The sequence below is a fragment of the Roseivirga seohaensis subsp. aquiponti genome, assembly GCF_001267955.1.
Taxonomy (GTDB): Bacteria; Bacteroidota; Bacteroidia; order Cytophagales; family Cyclobacteriaceae; genus Roseivirga; species Roseivirga seohaensis.
The window spans coordinates 164,515-181,094 of record NZ_JSVA01000010.1 but is presented as its reverse complement, the minus strand read 5'-3'; the positions used below and the strand labels follow the sequence as shown (position 1 = coordinate 181,094).

Annotated in this window: 19 protein-coding genes and 1 tRNA gene; 7 read left to right on the top strand and 13 right to left on the bottom strand. The window is 37.7% G+C overall.

Annotation, left to right across the window (positions count from 1 at the left end):
- The first annotated feature begins 28 nt into the window (after window positions 1-28).
- On the top strand, window positions 29-940 hold the full coding sequence (locus OB69_RS10330; RefSeq protein ID WP_053223649.1) for a hypothetical protein: 912 nt from the start codon (window positions 29-31) through the stop codon (window positions 938-940).
- A 48-nt stretch (window positions 941-988) separates the two neighbouring features.
- Here OB69_RS10330 and OB69_RS10325 read toward each other — a convergent pair whose 3' ends face one another.
- Both OB69_RS10325 and OB69_RS10320 read right to left on the bottom strand, forming a co-directional pair.
- Entirely contained in the window at window positions 989-1,864 is an 876-nt protein-coding gene (locus OB69_RS10325) for a DUF4097 family beta strand repeat-containing protein (protein WP_053223648.1), read from the bottom strand.
- 52 nt (window positions 1,865-1,916) lie between these two features.
- The gene (locus OB69_RS10320; protein WP_053223647.1) at window positions 1,917-3,242 is read right to left on the bottom strand and encodes a DEAD/DEAH box helicase; all 1,326 of its coding nucleotides are present in this window, start codon (window positions 3,240-3,242) and stop codon (window positions 1,917-1,919) included.
- Window positions 3,243-3,312: 70 nt separating this feature from the next.
- Here OB69_RS10320 and OB69_RS10315 point away from each other — a divergent pair, with 70 nt between their 5' ends.
- From OB69_RS10315 to OB69_RS10305, 3 genes are all read left to right on the top strand, one after another.
- Window positions 3,313-4,650 (top strand): dihydroorotase, encoded by a 1,338-nt coding sequence (locus tag OB69_RS10315; RefSeq protein WP_053223646.1) that lies wholly within the window; start codon window positions 3,313-3,315, stop codon window positions 4,648-4,650.
- Between the two features lie 62 nt (window positions 4,651-4,712).
- Window positions 4,713-4,788: transfer RNA gene (locus OB69_RS10310), tRNA-His, on the top strand.
- Between the two features lie 116 nt (window positions 4,789-4,904).
- Window positions 4,905-5,231: a hypothetical protein gene (locus OB69_RS10305; protein ID WP_053223645.1), complete on the top strand. Its 327-nt coding sequence runs from the start codon at window positions 4,905-4,907 to the stop codon at window positions 5,229-5,231.
- Here OB69_RS10305 and OB69_RS10300 read toward each other — a convergent pair.
- From OB69_RS10300 to OB69_RS10290, 3 genes are all read right to left on the bottom strand, one after another.
- Window positions 5,228-6,547: a tetratricopeptide repeat protein gene (locus OB69_RS10300; RefSeq protein WP_157608544.1), complete on the bottom strand. Its 1,320-nt coding sequence runs from the start codon at window positions 6,545-6,547 to the stop codon at window positions 5,228-5,230. The two genes, OB69_RS10305 and OB69_RS10300, sit on opposite strands and share 4 nt — an antisense overlap.
- A gap of 111 nt (window positions 6,548-6,658) precedes the next feature.
- Window positions 6,659-6,850: a hypothetical protein gene (locus OB69_RS10295; RefSeq protein WP_157608543.1), complete on the bottom strand. Its 192-nt coding sequence runs from the start codon at window positions 6,848-6,850 to the stop codon at window positions 6,659-6,661.
- A gap of 258 nt (window positions 6,851-7,108) precedes the next feature.
- A complete protein-coding gene (locus OB69_RS10290; protein WP_053223642.1) occupies window positions 7,109-7,885 on the bottom strand; it encodes a hypothetical protein in 777 nt (258 codons plus the stop codon).
- 443 nt (window positions 7,886-8,328) lie between these two features.
- On the opposite strand from OB69_RS10290, the gene OB69_RS10285 reads away from it, so the two are divergent.
- Together OB69_RS10285 and OB69_RS10280 are read left to right on the top strand one after the other, a co-directional pair.
- Entirely contained in the window at window positions 8,329-8,703 is a 375-nt protein-coding gene (locus OB69_RS10285) for a hypothetical protein (protein ID WP_053223641.1), read from the top strand.
- Between the two features lie 36 nt (window positions 8,704-8,739).
- Window positions 8,740-9,000 carry a hypothetical protein gene (locus OB69_RS10280; protein WP_053223640.1) on the top strand — a complete coding sequence of 87 codons (261 nt, stop codon included), beginning with the start codon at window positions 8,740-8,742 and terminating at the stop codon, window positions 8,998-9,000.
- Here OB69_RS10280 and coaE read toward each other — a convergent pair.
- The 7 genes from coaE to OB69_RS10245 form a co-directional block, all read right to left on the bottom strand.
- The gene (coaE, locus tag OB69_RS10275) at window positions 8,990-9,592 is read right to left on the bottom strand and encodes a dephospho-CoA kinase (RefSeq protein ID WP_053223639.1); all 603 of its coding nucleotides are present in this window, start codon (window positions 9,590-9,592) and stop codon (window positions 8,990-8,992) included. The two genes, OB69_RS10280 and coaE, sit on opposite strands and share 11 nt — an antisense overlap.
- Window positions 9,585-10,562, bottom strand: coding sequence for a YbbR-like domain-containing protein (locus OB69_RS10270; RefSeq protein ID WP_053223638.1), 978 nt, complete (start codon window positions 10,560-10,562; stop codon window positions 9,585-9,587). The genes coaE and OB69_RS10270 overlap by 8 nt, the downstream gene beginning before the upstream one ends.
- 6 nt (window positions 10,563-10,568) lie before the next feature.
- Window positions 10,569-10,889 (bottom strand): preprotein translocase subunit YajC, encoded by a 321-nt coding sequence (gene yajC / locus OB69_RS10265; protein ID WP_053223637.1) that lies wholly within the window; start codon window positions 10,887-10,889, stop codon window positions 10,569-10,571.
- 15 nt (window positions 10,890-10,904) lie between these two features.
- Window positions 10,905-11,426 carry a DUF1573 domain-containing protein gene (locus tag OB69_RS10260; protein ID WP_062300692.1) on the bottom strand — a complete coding sequence of 174 codons (522 nt, stop codon included), beginning with the start codon at window positions 11,424-11,426 and terminating at the stop codon, window positions 10,905-10,907.
- A gap of 10 nt (window positions 11,427-11,436) precedes the next feature.
- Window positions 11,437-11,742, bottom strand: a complete 306-nt coding sequence (locus OB69_RS10255; RefSeq protein WP_053223635.1) for a YtxH domain-containing protein — start codon at window positions 11,740-11,742, stop codon at window positions 11,437-11,439.
- A 6-nt stretch (window positions 11,743-11,748) separates the two neighbouring features.
- Entirely contained in the window at window positions 11,749-12,927 is a 1,179-nt protein-coding gene (nusB, locus tag OB69_RS10250; RefSeq protein ID WP_071387060.1) for a transcription antitermination factor NusB, read from the bottom strand.
- A 67-nt stretch (window positions 12,928-12,994) separates the two neighbouring features.
- The gene (locus tag OB69_RS10245; protein WP_053223848.1) at window positions 12,995-14,098 is read right to left on the bottom strand and encodes a Glu/Leu/Phe/Val dehydrogenase dimerization domain-containing protein; all 1,104 of its coding nucleotides are present in this window, start codon (window positions 14,096-14,098) and stop codon (window positions 12,995-12,997) included.
- 152 nt (window positions 14,099-14,250) lie between these two features.
- Here OB69_RS10245 and OB69_RS10240 point away from each other — a divergent pair, with 152 nt between their 5' ends.
- Entirely contained in the window at window positions 14,251-16,035 is a 1,785-nt protein-coding gene (locus tag OB69_RS10240) for an ABC transporter ATP-binding protein (RefSeq protein WP_053223633.1), read from the top strand.
- Window positions 16,036-16,049: 14 nt separating this feature from the next.
- On the opposite strand, the gene OB69_RS10235 is transcribed toward OB69_RS10240, so the two are convergent.
- Window positions 16,050-16,580, bottom strand: coding sequence for a hypothetical protein (locus OB69_RS10235; RefSeq protein ID WP_157608542.1), 531 nt, complete (start codon window positions 16,578-16,580; stop codon window positions 16,050-16,052).

Genomic DNA, 16,580 nt, shown 5'->3' with positions numbered 1-16,580 from the left:
AGGGTTACTTTCGGGTAACCCTTTTTTTATGCAAAGCACTCTACATATTCTCAATGGCGATAGTAGCCTTTACCTTCTTACTAAATCGGGCATTAGCGGAGACAGCGCGGTTTGGCGCGAAGTATTAAGCGATGGCCCTGTGCTTAATTCCTTCGGAACAGATGAATTTTGGCGAGCTAGAGAAACTTTTATGACTTCTTTTACTCAAACCAGCTCAAGTGACTATGAAGAAAAGGTTATTGATGAGTTTAAGAAAATCCAAAACTTCGAAACCTATAATGAAGTGGTTCTTTGGTTTGAATACGATTTATTCTGCCAAGTGAATTTAATTGCGCTACTTCATTGGTTTAAACAACAAGACAGAGGTGATGTCAAAATTTCTCTAGTTTGCGTAGGGCAAGTTAGAGGCTATAAAAAACTAATGGGCTTGGGAGAATTACCCACTGAAATGTACCCTAGCTTATTTGAGCAGAGAAGAATTTTAGGTAGGAATGATTTCAATTTTGCCTCTGATGCTTATCAAGCCTTTTGCTCTAATGACCCTAGAGATTTGGAGAATTTCACTCTTCTTCCCTCCAACGAATTCCCTTATTTGGCCAAAGCTTTTCAAGCACACTTAATGCGTTTCCCCTCATCCGAATCAGGCCTGACTTTGATCGAGCAGAAATTCATTGAGTTTATTGAATCAGGAAAAGATACTGAAAGCGCCCTCATTGGAGCTTTGCTTCAATGGCAAGAATACTACGGATTTGGAGACCTTCAGTATATAAATTACTTGAAGCGACTAAGCCCAATCTTAGATGTAGAATCAACCATCACGATAAAAAAGAATTACCGTTCAGCACAGATTCACAGAAATTATTTTCTTGGAGGGGCATTGGTAAGCGAATGGGAATGGAATGAAGAAGACCAAGGATTAAAACCAAAACCACTACATTAAAAAAGGCGCAACTCTCGCTACGCCTGTCATTCTATTTTTTTATGTAGATTAATTTCTACTAAGTCTCACTCTGCCGTCTTCGGTTCTAATTTCCACATTGGCCTTACCTCCAGCCAACTTGAATTCCGAACGATGGTCTGATTCCCGAACAGTTTCAAATGCACTTGAAGCGCGAACACTACCATCATCCTTAAGTATTGAAAATTCTCCACCTCCGTTGGTAACTACAAATTCAATTGAAGAGTCTTCACCCCGAACAATATACCTTCCATTATCTGATAACGAAGTTTCTAACATCACATCTCCATCTTCAATATCAATATCAATGTCGCTAAAGTTTCCAGCCCTCACTTCCACATCACCATCTTCAGACTCGACAGTTAAAGCCCCACTTCCTCCATCAATTCTAAGGTCTCCATCTTCAAGTCTAAATTCTAAATCACTGCTTTTGCAATCAATAATTTCAATATCTCCATCTTCGGTTTCCATATAAATTTTGCCATTTACATTTCTAACCACATAATCATCGTCTTCGCCTTTCACACGAATAGAAACCGACTCAGGTAATTCAATATCAATACGGTAATCAGTCCTAATAGAACCCATTTGAATTCTAACGCCACTTCTTTCACGCTCAGTGATATGTAAATCATCACCTCGATTTTCTACAATCACATTGAATTCTGATCTGCCAGAAGAAAAGCCTCTTACTTCTTGCGTACGGTCAATTTTAACATGAGCATCGGCTCTACTACTTCCTGTAATTCTTACTTCAGCATCTTCTGAATTTAGATAGAGCGTTCCCGAAGCGCCAATGCTATAAGTCTTATCTAAGTGGAATTCGCCATCCCTCTGGGCATTGGCCTTTGGTGCTGTAACAAGGCAAACCAGCCCTATTCCAACAGATATAATCATTTTTTTCATTGTTATTTGAGTTTTGATCTAATAGTAAATTTAATAGAATTCGACCAGATTTCTATTTTCTCTTTCCTTTACGCTGCCCTTTACCCTTTGTTCTACTCGAAGATGGCTTTCCTCCCTTGGTTGAGAATTTCTTCTTTTTCTCATGAAATGCTCCTTTAAAATTTGGATCATCTTTCTTTTTAAGGTCATCAATTGCCCGAGCAATTTCTTGTGACTCTATAAAAGGTGTTTTTTCTACAAATACTTCTGAAGGAAGATTGTGACGAGTAATTGTATTCTGAATTAGTGCTTCGATTTTAGCTACCGAAAACATTTCCAATTCATTGGCAAAAGTGATGGCAATTCCGGCATTATTGGCCCTACCAGTTCTTCCTATCCTGTGCACGTAGTCTTCATCTATTAAAGGCACATCAAAATTGATTACATGGCTCACCATGCTAATGTCCATTCCTCGCGCTGTAACATCGGTTGAAACCAATACCCTGATATCTCCTTCCTTAAATTCATACATGGCGTTGATTCGAGAGTTCTGCCCCTTATTGGCGTGAATCACTCGAACAGGCCCAAGCTGCTTTCGCTCAATAAATTTAGAAACGTTATCGGCATTGGTTCTTGTTTTGGTAAAAACAATCACCCGCTGAAACTCTTCTCGCTTCAGAAAATATTCTAGTAGGTTAATCTTAGTCTTAAAGTTAGGCACTTCATAAAGTCGCTGCTCAATGGTATCAATTACGGTAGCTTGTGGAGCTATTTCAATTTTCTCAGGAAATTCCAGAAAGTCTTCAGTCAGCAAAATCACTTTATCGTGCATGGTTGCAGAGAAAAGCATATTCTGGCGTTTTCTAGGAACTACTTCAAGCACATTCTTGATCTGAGGCATAAAACCCATATCCATCATTTTATCGGCTTCATCCAACACCATAGTTTTGATTAACTTAGTATGAATTACCCCCTTTAAATAAATATCTAAAAAGCGTTGTGGCGTACTCACTATTATATCCACGCCTTTTTCAATAGCTTCTATTTGCTGTTTTGGCCCCAAACCTCCATATAAGCTCACGATTCTTAAATCTGTATAACGAGACAATTCCCTAGCATTATCCTCGATTTGCATTACTAACTCACGTGTTGGAGCTAATATTAATGCCCGCGCATGATCTCCCTGAGCATATTTTAACTTCATAAGAATAGGCAGTACAAAGGCAGCAGTTTTACCCGTTCCCGTTTGTGCTATACCCAATAGGTCATGCCCTGCCAAAGCGATTGGAATGGCCCTTTTTTGAATTGGTGTCGGTTCGGTATACCTAAGATCATCTATGGCATTGAGGAACTGGCGACTCAATTTTAATTCTTCGAACGAAATGTTTTCTTCGGCCATAAATTGCAGAGGAGTTATTTGGTAATAACTTGCAATTACGTTAACCCATTACACAATAAAAAACACTAGCATGTCTTCAATACTGATTCTCAACGGAAAGTTGATCAATGAAAACAAAATTTTTGAAGCCGACATCTTTATAGAAAATGGTTTCATCCAAAAAATCGACAAGGATCTTCAGCACCTCAATGCCGATGAGGTGATTGACGCCAGCGGTCAATATGTATTGCCTGGGTTAATTGATGACCAAGTTCACTTTAGAGAACCAGGACTTACTCATAAAGCAGAAATTTATACAGAATCCAAGGCAGCTGTGGCAGGCGGCATTACTTCGTTTATGGAAATGCCCAACACAGTACCTAACACGTTAACCCAAAAATTACTTGAAGATAAATATCAAATTGCAGCTAAAAACAGCTTGGCCAATTACTCCTTCTTTATGGGAGCTTCAAACGACAACTTGGACGAAGTTCTGAAAACTGATCCACGAAAAGTCTGTGGTGTAAAAGTATTTATGGGTTCTTCTACGGGGAACATGTTGGTTGATAATCAGAAGACGTTAGAAAATATTTTTGAAAATTCCCCTACACTTATTGCCACCCATTGCGAATCGGAAGAAATAATTCAGGCCAATACCGCCAAAGCGAAGGCCAAATATGGAGAAGATGTTCCAATGAGTGAACATCCAATTATTAGAAGCGCAGAGGCTTGTTACGCTTCTTCATCCTTTGCTGTTGACTTGGCCAAAAAGAAAAGCGCAAGACTTCATATTCTGCATATCTCAACTGCGAAGGAGCTTGAACTCTTCAGAAACGACATTCCTTTGAGGGAGAAAAAAATCACGGCAGAAGCCTGCGTTCACCATCTATGGTTTTCAGATCAGGATTACGCTGAAAAAGGGTCATTTATTAAATGGAACCCAGCTGTTAAAACAGCTTCGGACCGAGATGCAATTTTAAAAGGGGTAATAGAAAACAGGATTGATGTAATTGCTACGGACCATGCTCCGCATACCTTGGCGGAAAAAGAAAACAGCTATTTCAAAGCTCCTTCAGGTGGCCCATTGGTACAGCATTCTTTAGTCGCATTGCTTGATCTTTACCATCAAGGTAAAATAAGCTTAGAAAAGATTGTAGAAAAAACCTCTCATGCGGTTTCAGACCTATTCCAAATTGACAGAAGAGGTTATTTAAGAGAAGGCTATTATGCAGACATTGCTATTGTAAACTTAAATAATCCTTGGCAAGTAAGCAGGGAGAATGTGCTTTCAAAATGCGGATGGTCTCCGTTTGAAGGGCATCAATTTAAATCTAGAGTTACCAATACAATTGTTTCTGGTAAAAGAGTGTTCTCAAATGGAGAAATAAATAATATAGGTTCTGGAAATAGATTAGAATTTGATCGATAAAAATGAGTTAAGAGTATTTGCAAATTCAAACCGAACTCTTACATTTGCAAACCCAATTAAATGGTGGTTGTAGCTCAGTTGGTTAGAGCATCGGTTTGTGGTACCGAGGGTCGTGGGTTCGAGTCCCATCTTCCACCCAGAAAATTTAGAGAGTTACTTAAGTAGCTCTCTTTTTTTATGCCCGAATAGTGCTGAAAACAATTTTATATACAAGTGAATCCATCAATCAGGATAAATAACTTATATTCGTATTGATGGATCTCGACCAACACCCAGGCAAAAAGATAAAGTGGATTATCGACAATTACGAGAAAGGAAATTCGGCAGAGTTTGCTCGGAAGGTGGCTCTATCAGGCCCCACTGTTAAATCGTATATTGATGAAAAAACAAAACCGGGATATGATGCACTTCAATCCATTTTGAGGGTTTACCCTCAAATTAACCTACATTGGTTTATTCTAAACCAAGGTCCAATACAAAGAGAGTTACAAGATAATGAGCTAGATATTCTGGAAGAAAACCATAGACTTCGTGAAGGGATTAAATCGCTTTATGCTGTTTATGTAGAAGGAAACAATTAAAGGTCTCTTCTGATTTTATCCAAGATCTCTTGGGCTTTGGCTGCTCTAACCTCTCGCACACGCTTTTCAATCAATATTCGTCTTTGCTTGGTAAGAAATAACTGAAAGTGATACAATAAAAAGGTAAGCAATAACACCACCCCCAATCCCAATGGCCAGTATTCTTTAATCAAAGCCAATTGCTCAGCCTTTTCTCTCCTACTACTTAATACTTGATCTATTCTAGTGTTAAAAGCTTGTAAGCTAGGGTTATCCTTCTGGTTACGCTGTATATCCATCCAGTTTCGGATATTTGAGGTATATAAATCGCCATAACGAGCGGCCTTGGTAATATCAATCTGTAAATAAGCCTTTTGTAGCCAATCATATATCATAAACAAATCTGGCTCTGCTTCAATTTTATCGAAGGTTTTTAGAGCCAACTCCCACTTCTCAATGGCCGCAGTTGAATTTCCTTTTTTATATTCAAGCTCACCATAATCTAAGAGAGTAACAAATTGAGAACGTGCACTTGAATGTTCAATTTTTAATGCTAGGGCTTCAGAATACCACTTTTCAGCTTTTTCCAAATTCCCTAACCTTAAATAACTAGCACCCAAGTTTTGTAAGGCTATTGCTCTAGTATCTGGATCAATGCCATTATTAAATGCTACATAGGAAAAAAAGTTCTGTGCCTCTAAATAATCCTTATTAGCAAGCTTAATAATCCCTAACTGATTGAGAGCCCTAGCCAAAGACACTGTATCTCCTTTAAATTCTGATTCCTCCCAAAGATTCAATAAAATTTCACCCGCTCCTGTATAGTCTCCACTATTCTTCATTTGCATGGCCATAAAATACGGAAGGTCTACAAGCAAACTCAAATCACCATTTTGCTTTGCCAATTCAGGGTATCTTCTCACATAAACTCTAGCCGTTTCATAAGCTTCTTTATAGAAGGCAGCTGCCATCTTATAATCAGAATATTTTGATTTAATGAGAGCTAGATTTCGTAAAATAGATACTTTATTATATAAATCAATAGTGTCAGACTTCTGTAAATAATTCAGCGCGTCAGAATAGTTTATATAAGCAGACTCATAATCTCTTACAGTCATGCCGATGTAACCCATTGTGCTTTTTGCCACTACCATACGATAAGTATCCCCTCTTTTGAAAGCCAATGAAAAGGCTTCTTGAGTAAGTTCAATAGCCTCTGTAGAGCGATCATTACCCAAAGCATGCAAAGCTTTTCCCACTAAATCATTATACTCCTTTACTTGCCCAATGAGAGTCAAGGGAAAAAGCATAATCATCAAAAGGAATAGTCTTTTCATTTTAGGCACAAAAAAGCCAGACAAGAAATTTTACCGCCTCAATATCGGTATTATTTCAAGTCAAAACAAAACAAAAAGACAGAAATATATAGTTAACCTTAACTATGAACCTTAGCCATTAGTTTTAGGCAATCTTGGAGGCATCGGCTTATCTTCTTCTTCTTCAGGGGTAGAGCTTTTTGGAGCATCAAGGTTTGCATCAATGGTAGTATCTGGCTCTATAGGTTGTGGAACAGTATCCATGTTATCAGCACAGCCCATAGCAAATAATACAAATACGAATAAAATGGTTAACTTTTTCATAATGTTGGTTTTAGTGTTTAGACCCGAATATATGATTTCTATTTCACTCAACACCAATAGTATAACAATTTTTATTTCAACTATTAGTATAACCAAATTATATTATAAAACCCTTTGTTTGAATTAAATTATATCTGCATTAAAGTGTACTATTCATCTTGGAGAATAATGTGGTATTTCAAAAATTACCGACTGAAATTTACTCCTTAATAAAGGCGGATTGGTGGGATTTATTAGAAGCAAAGAAAATCAACCATTTCATAGGGCGAAACTATCGATGGTACTGTTTTTATATTCTACAGAGAAGTAAGATTTAAAAAAGTCATCTTCGAAAACAGAAGCACCAACTGTTGAGTCAATTAATTGAAGCAACCCGCCATTTTTACTTTTTGGGCGAATCCTTTTAAAAATAACCTTCGAGTTATTACTATGACAGTTTCTCAACAATAAATGGTCTGCACGTATTTCATTCAAGTACAAATTTGAATATTCACCAAAGGTTCCTATCTCCATTTTGGATGCTGTTAGCTTTTCAATCCTAATGGCATTAAATTTTTCGGGACATAAGTAAAATTCTGATGCACTTGTATTATCAATCCCGTTATTAAGAATATTCACCTTGTCCAATAGGTTGTTGCATCCAATATAGAGGGAATGGAATTTAGAATTTGAGAGATATTCTAAATGATCGATCTTACAGGCATGAATTCTTAAAGCTCCTGCATCTGGATTAAATTTATAGACTAAATCACCAATCACACAATTCTCAAATTGAATATTGGCTACTCTACTAGATTCAATAGCTACTTCATCAATCTGACAGTTTTCAAAAACCCATTGTGATGATACGTCCGATTCTGATACTATCAACTGTGGGAGCCTACAATTCTTAAAATGATATATGTGTTGTGAGTGAAATTGGCCATTTTCTAACTGAACAGGCTCTTTTAGACTGAAAGCAAATCCATTAATGAGGAAATCATAATCTTTTCCTTCAATTATTTTAATAAAATTCGATTGGCTTAAAGTTCTCATGCAAAATTTTTTAAACAACAGATTAAGGATAGGCATGTACATACCAACAGCACCCTTATAGAATAAGGAGGGAAGCCAACTTCTCTATGAAGTTCAATATAGATGTGTCTCTGTTCTTTTGTAAACGCAGAAAATTACTTTGTTTACGACCATGAAGGTATAAAAGGAAAAAATTAAAAACAACTAAAGTTTAAGTCGAAGAGCTCTACACATTCTATTTTAAAAATTTTATACCCTCAACTAAATGCTATTCAGAAACTAATCTTTGCAGAAAACATAACCAAGCTAAGCAATAATGAATTTCAAAGCATATACCACCTATAAATTAAACACATAAATAGTTGATATTTAACTTTTTAACTCGTTAATTCCCGTTGTGTTATTGCCCAAATTATTAACACAAAGAGACTCATTTTATTAGTACCATTAATTAGGCCCAACCTATGAATACAGCTCTGACTATATCGGACGTTTTTCAATCGCCTCAAAGCCTCCACTGTGCTCAAAAAATTAAGGAATGGATTGACGGCAATACGTTCTATACAAAACAGCATCTAATTTGGAATATTGGAGTTACCAATGCCGAAAACCTACTAAATATCGAATCTACTGTTCGACACGACATGACATGCAAGCATTGGCGATACTGGAACAATGATAGTTTTAAAGATGCCATGGAAACCTTGCGCAAGTTGAACAAGTCACCAAACGTGATTAAATCACCCTACAATGACTACGCTTCTAAAGGGTCTTATGTGTTTATCTACAAGACCATAATTCCGCACGACAGCCGATTGTTTCATACTTTACATACCTAAGCCCATTAGATTTCTGCAAATTGATTATATTAGGCTATGGCAAATACTTTTTTCGATTTCTTACAACTGAACATCCATGAGCAGGTGAAAGAGCTTTACCAAAATGGAAAGTTCATTGTTGGTATTCGCTATTATGGCTATAAGGTAAACCTCTATTTGCTCCAAGATTATTACCTAGAAGTATTCTATAATCACAAATTAGATAAGATTGAAAAAATAGACTTACTCGACTTTTCGCATAGCAGAATGAAGTTCTATGCGGATCAAATTTCCTTACCTTCTTTTGTTAATTCTTAGTATTCTGAAGCTCTTTATAAATTTTGAGTACCTGAGGAATTAGCAATTTACTGCCTCCATTATCAATTAAATAATCCGACACTTCTCTTCTGCGTTTATCATCAACTTGATTGCTCATGATGTCTAACACTTGTGCCTTATTTCGTTGTATATCACGCATAAGCACACGGTTAATTCGAACATCTTCGGGAGCAAGTATAGTGATCAATTTATCCAATCCAGTATATGAGTCATTTTCAATAAATAACGCAGCTTCTTTAATCAGCACCTTGGCACTTTGATTATTCTCCCATTGTAAAAAATCCTTTGCCACGGCCGGATGAACTAAGCCATTTAACTTATTCAACTCTTCTGTATTTGAAAAAACCTTATTTGCCAAAAAGCTCCTATTAAGCAAACCATCAGGCAAATAGCTTTCTGCACCAAACAAATTCATCACCTGATTCTTAAGTAATTTATCATTGCTTAACAGGTATTTTCCACGATCATCTGCGAAATAAATGGGGACACCTAGCTGATGAAAAATTTTACAAACCGTGGTTTTGCCAGAGCCTATCCCCCCTGTTATTCCAACGATTAATGGGTCAGTCATTATCTTTCAAATTAACTTCAATAGCAGATAACTCAAGATTCTCTATAAAAGAGGGCTGTTTTGCTATTCTAATAGGTATTGTATTGTCGCCCTTTTTTAGCTTGGCATAATCTGCTGATAAAACCAGATTGAGTGAATCCACGCTACGCGTTTCATTGACCAATATATCATATGAAACAACCACCCGATTGGGTTCAAATGAATTGTTTGTGTTCTTAAAATTAATTGGGTTTATAGGAAGCTCCACTTCTCTTCTGACAAGTTCAGTAACCTCAAACTTCACCGTTATTTCCTCTATATTGGTAGAAATTAAGTCTGTGCCAAAGTTTTCTATACTGAATTTTTGATCTACGTTTTTACTAAACTCTGAATCTCCAGCACTGATTATGATAGGTCGTTTAATTGTGTCTAGCATACTTTTGGGGCCACTAATTATTAAACGATTTGGCTCCACTAAAATGGAAGAAGTGACTTTCCTGTTTGGAGCTAGCTTAATCTGGGTGGAGTCGAATACCACTTCCACATCGATAGTAGCGCGCTCATCAAGGTTAAATATTAGCGAGTCTTTAAGAATATAATTAATCGAAACTGGATCCAATTGAGGGGCAATGTCTTGCCTCAGGTTGCTGGCCAACCGATAATTATCTCGAACGGGATTGTCTAACTCTATAACCAATGGACTCATACTAAAACCAAAAGAACGAGTCATTAAGTCCCAACCTCCGCCAGTAACTTCAAGGGGAAGCTTATCTGGAATTTCTGACAAGGCTACGTAAAGAGAGTCGTTGTAAACTACCTTAATCGGGTAGTTGATTTGGGTAACGTAATCGGATTTATTTAGGGCGCTAAAAAACCAAAAGGTGGTAGATATTATTATGCATAATACTACCACCTTCAATTTTTCGTCCTTTGTACTGGGCGTATTGAAAGATCTTTTTAGAATTTCAATTATTTCTTCAGCACTTTTCAATCACACTTAAGCTTTACCGGCCACTTTTTTACTTGCTTCTAAAGAAATGGCACTTTTTTCAAACTTGATTTTAGCCCCTTTCTCAACATCCAAGGTAATAGTGTCTTCATCCATTTCGGCTATTCTTCCATGAACACCGCCAATGGTAACAATTCGATCACCCTTTTTAATGTCGTTAATAAAGTTCTTCTGGTCTTTTTGTTTTTTCTGTTGTGGTCTAATCATAAAGAAATAGAACACTAAAGCAATACCTCCAAAAAGAAGCAACTGCTGCATCCAACCTCCACCAGCAGGTGCGTTGGCTTGTAATAAAATACCTTCTAACATTGTGTTATTTAAAAATTATGGAGCTGTAGATGTTTGAACAAAACCTCTTAAGCTTAATCTAGTTTGTTTAGGATTGGTATTGGCTACAATGGTAATCACAGGGCTTTGCTGACCAGTTTTTCCTTTGCTGTCAAATCTAACAACAATCTCACCTGTTCCTCCTGGTGCAATTGGCTCTCTAGAGTAGCTAGGCACTGTACAACCACATGAAGCAGACGCGCTTTGAATAGACAATGGCTCCGTTCCAGAGTTTGTGAATTTAAATGTATGATTCACCACTTCTCCTTGCTGAATTGTGCCGAAGTTATAAAGTGTTTGATCCCACTTAAAGGCTGCATTAGCACTAAGGTTTTGTTCTGGGTTATTCACTACAGTTTGAGCTGGTAGCGTGCCGTTATTTCTTACTACACCGCCATTCTCAAGTTGATTGACTCTTCTTTCCAAAGTAGCAAGTCTCTTTTCCATGTCGGCATTACCGCAAGAAGATGCGATAAAAAGCAACGCTACTAAACTCAATAGAGATAATTTAGTTTTCATAATTCTATATTTAGTGTTTGTCTCCAGACTTAATCTGACCAATCAGATTGTCTACATCCGTTAATAATTGTTCTGCTTTCAAACGTGCTTCAGAAACCACTTTTTCTCCTTCAGCTTTTGCTTCAGAGGCTATTTCATGTTTTCCGTTGATAAGATCTTCCAATAAATCCTCTAGCTGTTTCTTATACTTATCTAGCTGATACGAAAGTTTGTCTCTTGTGTTCGATCCTTTATCTGGGGCATACAAAATACCCAAAATAGCACCCGTGGCTGCGCCAATTACAAATGCTAATACGTTGCTTGATCCTTTACTCATTAACGTTTATTTATTATCCATTAAACCTCTACCACTCTTTTTCAACATTCCTGATGTTTTTAGCTCTACACTGATCACATCAAGTATTCCGTTTATGAATTGTTTACTCTTTGGAGTACTGTAGTTTTTCGAAAGCTCAATATACTCATTTATAGTAACCTTTACAGGTATACTTTGGAAATTCAGCATTTCGGCAATTGCCATTTTCAGTATGATTTGGTCGGTAATTGCCAGCCTGTCAACTTCCCAATTCTTTGTTTTTGCACCAATAATTTTGCTGTATTCTTCATCGTTCTCAACAACTGATCTAAATATTTTCTCGAAAAAGGACTTGTCCTCTTCCCAGTTGTTAGAGAAATCTGGCAGGTCAAACTCTTTTGGCGAGCTGGTTTCTTCGAGGTCGCGTATGGAGCGACTCACCAAACTACGAGCAATTGCCTTGTTCTCTTGCCAGAAAATATCTCTTTCTTCGAAGAAGGATAAAATCATGTCAATTTTAAAAACCTCCTGCTTAACAATGTGGTCTACAATTGCTTTATCCTCTTCGAATGAAGGATTGGCCGTTCTACGGTATTCGTTGTATACCTCATCCTTCTTCAGAACTTCTTTGTACCAGTTCTTTACATTCTCTTCTTCGTCTTCCCACCCGATGTTCCTTTTCACCAAAGCTACCTGAACCTTAGAAGAGTTTCTAAAAAACTCAATCACCTTGTTTTTAGAAAAGTTATAATCGCCCACAATGAGCTTTTCAGGAGAAAGTTTAGATTTTTTATCTGCTTCTACCTTTGAGTAGTCAGACCATGCAATTAGCAAGCTCACTACTTCTAAGAATCGATCTACCAAAGATTCTGCATCGAGAATCATAGAAGACAGCATATGATCGAAATCCTTTTTTTGGCTTGCCAAGTAGCTTTTATAAGCATTATTTGCCTCCTTCTGGGCTACCTCTGCTATTACCTCAGATGGATCTAATGCCGTACCATTGATTTTATTGGCATAAACACGCTTACATTGCTGTCTTTGTGTTTTTAGTAAATCACGGTCTTGAACTTCCATCGAGTTTAAATCGGGTAGGAAAGCCTCATCAATTTCAGCCAAACCTAGGTTATAGTTAGCTTCTTTGCATTGACCATAAGCGAATAATGACTGCATCGCTTTTACTCTTAGTGATCTCCTGTTAAGCATTTCAAAATTTTAAAGAACGGTAAAAATAAAAAGTAGAAGGGAGTTTTAACAACCCCCTTGCATTATATTAAAATGAAAGTTTAACTCTACCTACGTCTTCGATTCTCTTTTCGGCCAATAGCATGGCTGCTTTCTGAGAAGGAATTCCGTCTTGATCAGCTTTCGCTAAAATATTTGTACATGTATCGTAAATCTTCTCGGTCCACATATAGGCCAAGTCTTTACTATACGAACCTCTAAGTTCGCCAGTAATATTAATAATACCGCCCGCATTTATTACAAAATCAGGAGCATACACGATACCCTTTTCGATGAGCATGTTGCCATGACGTGCCTCATCTTTCAACTGGTTGTTAGCTGCTCCAGCGATTACTGAGCATTTAAGCTTCGAAAGAGTGTCGTCATTAATGGTTGCTCCCATAGCACAAGGCGCATAAATATCTACATCTAAACCGTAAATTTCGTCCATTCCTACTACGGTTGCACCTGTTTTCTCAGAAACCATTTTCAACCTGTCTTGGTTGATATCGGTCATAAAAACTTGAGCACCTTCTTTTGTTAAATGCTCAACCAAGTACATTCCTACTTGACCAACACCTTGAACAGATATTTTCTTACCAGCAAGCGAATCAGAGCCGTATGCTTTTTTTGCCGCGGCCTTCATACCAACATAAACACCATAAGCTGTAACCGGAGAAGGGTCTCCACTACCGCCCATTTCAACAGGTAAACCAGTTACATGTTGTGTTTCCATACCGATATGTTCCATATCGCTGGTTTTCATATTCATGTCTTCAGCAGTAATGTATTTACCATTTAGGCTGTCTACAAACTTACCGAATCTGCGAAGAAACGCTTCATTCTTTAATTTAGCAGGATCGCCAATGATTACAGCCTTTCCTCCACCAAGATTAAGCCCAGATATGGCCGCCTTGTAGGTCATTCCTCTTGAAAGTCTTAAAACATCTATGGCTGCCTCTTCTTCAGTTGCGTAGTTCCACATACGGGTTCCGCCTAGGGCTGGCCCCAATACTGTGTTATGAATACCGATGATTGCTTTTAAACCAGTTGGTTCATCGTGGCAAAAAACCACTTGCTCATGGCCTAGCTTGGCAGCTTGTTCGAAAATTGAGATGCTCCCCACTTTTTCTGTTCCGTTTACCTCTACCATTATTGTCAATTTGTAGTTTAAGTTATATTTGCCACATCCTTCGCTGATTTGGCCTTTTCTACTGGTGGGCAAAAGTAAGCGAAAAAGTGAAGAATTCTAAAGAATAACTGACGACAGGCAACCTTATTGCAACCTGTTCTGTTAAGCAAAACGTGAAAGAACTAAGCCACCTTAATAAATACCTTCTCAAGTATAAGCTGCTTCTTGTTTTAGGAATCATCTTTTTGATCGTATCTAACTATTTCGCCATTTGGCCTGCCAAGGTGGTGCGCTACGCAATTGATTATGTAACAGAGAGTTTTGCGCTTTATCATGTTTTTGAAGGTGGCAACTTGGGAGGTACTCTTTTCAATAAGCTTGAAGTTGGGGTTGTTATTCTCGGTATCTTAATTCTTGTAATGGCCTTACTTAGAGGTTTCTTTCTCTTTTTGGTTCGGCAAACCATTATTGTAATGTCTAGAAAAATTGAATACGACTTGAAGAATGAAGTCTATGTTCAATACCAGAACCTCCCCCTTAGCTTTTACAGAAAGAACAATACTGGCGACTTAATGAACCGAATTTCGGAAGATGTAAGCCGTGTGCGCATGTATTTAGGACCTGGAATTATGTACGGTATCAACCTGCTCGTTCTTTTTCCAATGGTAATTTACGAAATGCTGAAAGTAAATGCAGAGCTCACTTTTTATGCACTTTTGCCACTTCCTTTACTTTCTGTAAGTATTTACTTCGTAAATAATGTGATCAACAAACGATCGGAGGAAATTCAACAGAGCCTTTCGAGTATGTCTACCTTTACGCAAGAGGCATTCTCTGGAATACGCGTAATCAAGGCCTTTGTGCGTGAGAAAGATTCCGTTAAAAACTTCTTGAAAGAAAGCGAAAACTACAAGCACAAATCGCTCCGATTGGTTTTCGTAAACTCGCTTTTCCACCCCTTAATTATGGCTTTGATTGGTCTGAGCGTAATCCTTACCATTTACATAGGCGGTAATCAGGTTATCGATGGAAAGATCAGCTACGGTAACATTGCCGAGTTTGTGATTTACGTAAACATGCTCACATGGCCCGTAACCGCCTTGGGATGGATTACCAGTATTATTCAAATGGCCGCTGCTTCGCAAAAAAGAATCAACGAATTCTTGAAAGAGAAAAATGACATTGTTTCTGAAAAGAACTTAGATGTAGAGCTGAACGGGAATATCAAATTTGAAAATGTAAGCTTTACCTATCCAGATTCTGGCACCAAGGCTTTGAAGAATATTAGCTTTGAGGTGAATGCCGGAGAATCGATTGCTATTATTGGCACTACGGGTTCAGGTAAAAGCACCATCGCCAATTTGATTGGAAGAATGTACGATGCCACCGGTGGCGAAATATCTATTGACGGCCGCAGTATTAAAGATTACCGACTGTCGAAATTAAGGTCTCAAACGGGCTATGTACCACAAGATGTTTTCCTTTTTAGTGATTCTATTGGAAGTAACATTGCTTTTGGTGCTGACGGTATTTCTAAAGAAGATATTATTCAGGCTGCTAAAGATGCCGATTTGTATGAAAACATAATGGATTTCCCGAAAGGTTTTGAAACCATGCTAGGCGAACGTGGAATCACACTTTCTGGTGGACAAAAACAAAGGGCATCCATTGCCAGAGCTATTGTACGAAATCCTAAAATCTTGATTATGGATGATGCACTTTCTGCTGTAGATACAAATACCGAAAACACGATTCTTAATAGCCTTCAACGCATTATGAAAGGAAGAACTTCGGTCATTATTTCTCACCGTGTTTCTTCCGCCAAACTCGCTGATAAAATCATTGTGTTAGATGATGGTGAAATCATAGAACAAGGCACCAACGAAACCCTACTTGCTAAAAACGGAGTTTATAAAGAGCTTTACGATAAGCAACTACAGCAGGAAGAGGTGGATTAAAAGCTGCGGGAAGCTTAATTTTTCACTGGCATATCAATCACCATTTCTGTTTCTGAAAGGTATTTTTCGATGGTGAATGTTTGAGGTATCAAGCCAGTTTCTTCTGCCTTTTCTTTCAATTTAGCCTCAATGGTTTCCGGACCAGGAATTACCGCATTGTTCGCAAGAATAGTGGCGCGAATTGCTTTTTGTGCAGGCACTTTTACTAAAGCATAACCAGCAGGTAAGTCAAGTGTATCGGCTGCGTTATTGAGTAAAACCCCAATAAAAAGTTTGATTTCCTTTTTCGCTAAAGTGGTATCGTTGTAATGTAGAATGGTCAATTCACCATCAATAGTGCCTCCAATGGCAAAATCTTTAGCTTCAAAAAAGTAATCTTCAATTTCTTTGGCATCTGCCTTTCCTTGAAACATTCTGCCCACTAGGTGGTAATTGTTCACATTTTCAACTGTGTATTCAATACTGTTGAGTCCACCTAAATACACATACAATGCACCCAAACCCATTACCACCACCGCTAAAGCGATTATGACATACTTTTTCAT

What these genes read in the sequence shown, in the direction of transcription:
- yajC (WP_053223637.1), bottom strand. Translation starts at nt 10,889, where the DNA reads ATGTTAGAAGGTATTTTATTACAAGCCAACGCACCTGCTGGTGGAGGT.
- OB69_RS10330 (WP_053223649.1), top strand. Translation starts at nt 29, where the DNA reads ATGCAAAGCACTCTACATATTCTCAATGGCGATAGTAGCCTTTACCTT.
- OB69_RS10300 (WP_157608544.1), bottom strand. Translation starts at nt 6,547, where the DNA reads ATGAAAAGACTATTCCTTTTGATGATTATGCTTTTTCCCTTGACTCTC.
- OB69_RS10295 (WP_157608543.1), bottom strand. Translation starts at nt 6,850, where the DNA reads ATGAAAAAGTTAACCATTTTATTCGTATTTGTATTATTTGCTATGGGC.
- OB69_RS10260 (WP_062300692.1), bottom strand. Translation starts at nt 11,426, where the DNA reads ATGAAAACTAAATTATCTCTATTGAGTTTAGTAGCGTTGCTTTTTATC.
- OB69_RS10315 (WP_053223646.1), top strand. Translation starts at nt 3,313, where the DNA reads ATGTCTTCAATACTGATTCTCAACGGAAAGTTGATCAATGAAAACAAA.
- OB69_RS10320 (WP_053223647.1), bottom strand. Translation starts at nt 3,242, where the DNA reads ATGGCCGAAGAAAACATTTCGTTCGAAGAATTAAAATTGAGTCGCCAG.
- OB69_RS10290 (WP_053223642.1), bottom strand. Translation starts at nt 7,885, where the DNA reads ATGAGAACTTTAAGCCAATCGAATTTTATTAAAATAATTGAAGGAAAA.
- OB69_RS10325 (WP_053223648.1), bottom strand. Translation starts at nt 1,864, where the DNA reads ATGAAAAAAATGATTATATCTGTTGGAATAGGGCTGGTTTGCCTTGTT.
- nusB (WP_071387060.1), bottom strand. Translation starts at nt 12,927, where the DNA reads ATGCTTAACAGGAGATCACTAAGAGTAAAAGCGATGCAGTCATTATTC.
- OB69_RS10305 (WP_053223645.1), top strand. Translation starts at nt 4,905, where the DNA reads ATGGATCTCGACCAACACCCAGGCAAAAAGATAAAGTGGATTATCGAC.
- OB69_RS10255 (WP_053223635.1), bottom strand. Translation starts at nt 11,742, where the DNA reads ATGAGTAAAGGATCAAGCAACGTATTAGCATTTGTAATTGGCGCAGCC.
- OB69_RS10245 (WP_053223848.1), bottom strand. Translation starts at nt 14,098, where the DNA reads ATGGTAGAGGTAAACGGAACAGAAAAAGTGGGGAGCATCTCAATTTTC.
- OB69_RS10280 (WP_053223640.1), top strand. Translation starts at nt 8,740, where the DNA reads ATGGCAAATACTTTTTTCGATTTCTTACAACTGAACATCCATGAGCAG.
- OB69_RS10285 (WP_053223641.1), top strand. Translation starts at nt 8,329, where the DNA reads ATGAATACAGCTCTGACTATATCGGACGTTTTTCAATCGCCTCAAAGC.
- coaE (WP_053223639.1), bottom strand. Translation starts at nt 9,592, where the DNA reads ATGACTGACCCATTAATCGTTGGAATAACAGGGGGGATAGGCTCTGGC.
- OB69_RS10235 (WP_157608542.1), bottom strand. Translation starts at nt 16,580, where the DNA reads ATGAAAAAGTATGTCATAATCGCTTTAGCGGTGGTGGTAATGGGTTTG.